General features: G+C 59.5%; 3 protein-coding genes and 1 pseudogene. 3 read left to right on the top strand and 1 reads right to left on the bottom strand.

Annotation, left to right across the window (positions count from 1 at the left end; translation table 11 throughout):
* Nucleotides 1–213: 213 nt before the first annotated feature.
* A complete protein-coding gene (locus tag EN994_RS36255; RefSeq protein WP_224571022.1) occupies nt 214–513 on the bottom strand; it encodes a hypothetical protein in 300 nt (99 codons plus the stop codon).
* Nucleotides 514–516: 3 nt separating this feature from the next.
* Between EN994_RS36255 and EN994_RS36250 the strand changes: the two genes are divergently transcribed.
* From EN994_RS36250 to EN994_RS22345, 3 genes and pseudogenes are all read left to right on the top strand, one after another.
* Nucleotides 517–759 (top strand): hypothetical protein, encoded by a 243-nt coding sequence (locus EN994_RS36250; RefSeq protein ID WP_224571023.1) that lies wholly within the window; start codon nt 517–519, stop codon nt 757–759.
* A gap of 1,053 nt (nt 760–1,812) precedes the next feature.
* Nucleotides 1,813–2,034, top strand: a pseudogene (locus EN994_RS22350) (insulinase family protein); the annotation flags it as partial.
* A 57-nt stretch (nt 2,035–2,091) separates the two neighbouring features.
* The gene (locus tag EN994_RS22345; protein ID WP_024504268.1) at nt 2,092–3,150 is read left to right on the top strand and encodes a class I SAM-dependent methyltransferase; all 1,059 of its coding nucleotides are present in this window, start codon (nt 2,092–2,094) and stop codon (nt 3,148–3,150) included.
* Nucleotides 3,151–3,675: the final 525 nt, after the last annotated feature.

Here is a 3,675-nt window from a genome sequence, read left to right as displayed (position 1 = left end):
GCTCCATCTGGCTTTTGGCCAGCGCCTGGATGATTGCAAGGCTGAAACAGTCGATGGAACGCCCCTCCAGCGAAGCCGAACCGGACGAGGCGCGCGCGCCAGGTCCTTCGGCTGCCATCGGCACGCTGGGTTTAAGTGCTTGGGGTGACACGGCGTGATCTCCGCCGTTGGCGGGAACAGGGCAGTGCAATAGTACTGCCCTGTTCCTTTTGATCAGAGGCCAGTGCGGATTTCTTCGGCAAGCGCCCTCAACGTCGTCTCGACGTCATCGCCGTTTACCATCTTCTGCATCGCCACGGCCCATGCGTTCATGGCTTCGCCGAAGCCGACACGCGGTGTGAAAGCCAGCGCGGCTTGGTCCTGTATCTTTTTGAAGCTGTCAACGAAGTTGTTGAACTCGGGCTGCGAAGCGTACTTAGTCCAGGTGTCGTCTGCCAGGTCGACGTGCGCGGCGGATTGACGAGCTGGCCAGCAAGGGCACCCTTGAGCGCCACCTGCTTGGAGGTGGCCCACGGGATGAACAGCCAGGCCGTGCCCTTCTTTTCGGAAGCCGCGTTCATGGCGAGAGCCCAGATCCAGATGTCAGACTCCAAGCTCGTGGCGCTCGGTGCGTGCAGCGGCGGAGCGAAGGCGATCTTGCCGGATGCCGGCTTCCCCGCAACATCGTTCCAGAAGCCGAACATATTTGAGTCGATCGTCATCGCGCTGCGGCCGGACGCGAAGGAAGGAGCCGCGCACTTCTTGATCATGTCCACGTAATGTAGTCGTATCCAGCATCGGTAAGCTTCCAATCGCTCAGGTATTTGTCCAGCGGCTCCAGGGCGCCACTCGGAGCGAGGTCCTACGCGGGCTGAATGCCAGTGCCGAACACATCCCATGCTGGCGACTTCGTCGTCAGTTGGATCGTCATCTTGTTCCAGTAAGAATCGTCTGGGTAGAGTTCCGGCGTGACCTTGATGCCGGGTCAGCTTCTCGAACTCCGGAAATTGCGCAGCGAGAGCATCCGCATAGGGGTGGGTGTCGTAGGCCCAAGTTATGCTGGTCCCTTCGAATTGACGCCAGTTCACGGTGTCGGCAGCGGCCGAATTAGTGAGCGATGCCGAGACGGCAAAAAACGCCAAGTCAAAAGCAAGCTGTTTGCGAAGCGACGCGCACCTGTAACGAGTACGGGGAATGAGCGACCCATGTAATCCTCCCTGGGGCATTTTGCCAATTTTTGGGTCCACTCCTCCATCCCGAGTTCGCTCATAGCCACAATAAGCGGTTTCCAACGAGCTCGCTCTGAATGCACCAGGCCAACTGGGTAAAAACGGGTAACCGGCACTAAAAGGCGTTGTAGTATCGCCACCAGAAATACTGCTCCGTGGTGCTGGCCTTTGCCTGGGGGCGCAACACGGCAACTACCCGCTCAAAACGGTTGGTCCTCTACCTCTTATTCACCGTCGCTTTCCTCGCGGCCTAACCCGGCCGGAATATCCGTTGCCAGAAAAAGGCCTCGCGGCCGGTTCGAGGCTCATCCCTCCTCCGAAGCAGCACGCTCAAGTATCGTCACAAGCCCCGAGCGCTTCGCGTTCGGCGATGTCCAAATTCCGACAATGTCGGATACAGTCAGATCTACTGGATTGCGTTTGAATGGTTTTCTCATTTGGCACAGTACATGCGGGTCATCCGCAAAACACGTGACCGACCAACAAGAGTTCGCATGATCACCTTACCACAACATACAGCCGCCGCGGAACAATCACTTGGCCCCTGATCGCCCACCCCGGCACCACAACCGGAGTCATCGATGTTCTGACAGGCTGCCCAAGGATACCTGCTGCAACAGGGCTTGCCCTGGTGACGACCACTCCGGCTCCGCCGGTTACCGACGAGGGCAAAGTGACGGATTTCCTGCTTTTCAACGGCATGGAGGTGGCTGTCATTCCCGACCACCGCGCCGGTCGTCACCCATATGGTCTGGTGCAGGATCGGCAGCGCGGAATGAGCCGCCGGGGATATCTGCATGTCTTCGAGCATCTGATGCTCAAGGCGCCTCATGACGAGCACGGCTCCGTCGCCTGGAGAGATTGAACCCAAAGGGAGATTCAGATGTCTGAAGCGAATCAGGAAAAGTTGGACGCATTCTTGGGGAAAATGGTCGGCGATCTCGGTGCGATCGCAACGGGCGCGGGAGTCCTGCTGGGGGACAGACTCGGCCTGTTCAAGGCATTGCGCGAAGGCGGCAAGATGACGGCCGCCGAACTTTCGACACGCACCGGCACCCAGGAACGCCTCGTAAGGGAATGGCTTTCCGGGCAGGCGGCGGCGGGTTACGTCGACTACGATGAAGCGAGCGACAAATTCTATCTCAACGCCGAGCAAGAGCTGGTGTTCGCTGATGAAGACAGCCCGGCCTTCATGGCAGGCGCATTCGAGTTCCTGTCCGCGCTGTGGCTCGATGAAGAAAAGGTGAGGCAGGCATTCCAGTCCGGCAAGGGCGTCGGGTGGCACGATCATAGCGCGTGTCTGTTTCGCGGTACGGAACGGTTCTTCCGTCCAGGCTACAATGCCAATCTGATCGACTCCTGGCTGCCGGCCTTGGAGGGCGTCGTCGAGAAGCTCGAACGCGGCGTGGACGTCGCGGATGTTGGATGCGGTCATGGTGCATCGACCGTGCTCATGGCACAGGCCTTCCCCAATTCGCGCTTCGTCGGCTTCGACTATCATGCCCCTTCGATTGAGCGCGCCCGCAAGGCGGCCGAGGTAGCCGGCGTCGGCGTTAACACGCGGTTCGACGTGGCGGCCGCCAAGAGCTATCCCGGAACCTATGACCTCGTCACATTCTTCGATTGCCTTCACGACATGGGCGACCCGACGGGCGCCGCCACCCATGTCCACGGATCGCTCAAGCCGGACGGCACGTGGATGATCGTCGAGCCGTTCGCGCATGATCATCTGGCGGCGAACCTCAATCCCGTCGGCCGCGTTTACTATGCCGCTTCCACTTTCGTGTGCACGCCCGCATCCGTGTCGCAGGAAGTCGGGCTCGCGCTTGGAGCCCAGGCCGGTGAGGCGAGGCTGCGCAAGGTTGTGACCGGCGGCGGCTTCAAGCGATTGCGTCGCGCCGCGGAGACACCGTTCAACATGGTGCTGGAGGCCCGCCCTTAGCGTGGCCGTCGCCAGAAATTGCAGCTCATCGCATTTGATGAAGATCACCGCCAAAAATCCGGACGCATCGGGCACATTTTCAAGGCGTCTGGGTTCACGCAGAGGTCGCTGCCGAGTTGTGTGCCAAGAGTCCCATACGTTGCGGCTCAGAAAGGACCCCACGCACGGCGACGAACATGCCCATAGCGATGGCCGCTATAATCACATATGTCCACCATGGCGCGTTCACAAAGCTGGTAAGCCACGTCGCACCGAACGCGCTTACGACAAAAACGAGAGCCTCGATAAAAAGACTGAGCCTGTACACATTCAGTCGTCTCATCCTCATACCACCCATCCAAAGACTGAGCTTGTTGCGCTACTGCGACAGAGCCTAACATATTGGAGAGTGCTCACTAGTCGACCGTGAACAATCCGAGCCCTAAGCGGCGACCGGCTTCGGCCGGATTTGAAGCAGGGCAATCAAGAGCGACAAAAACCCCTTCAGCCACCTGAGCAGGAGGGAGAAGTTGTAGCCGGCGGCGG

It is taken from the genome of Mesorhizobium sp. M7A.F.Ca.CA.002.09.1.1, assembly GCF_003998555.1.
GTDB classification, from domain to species: Bacteria; Pseudomonadota; Alphaproteobacteria; order Rhizobiales; family Rhizobiaceae; genus Mesorhizobium; species Mesorhizobium ciceri.
The sequence above is the reverse complement of the archived record's forward strand: the minus strand, read 5'-3'. Positions and strand labels throughout refer to the sequence as shown.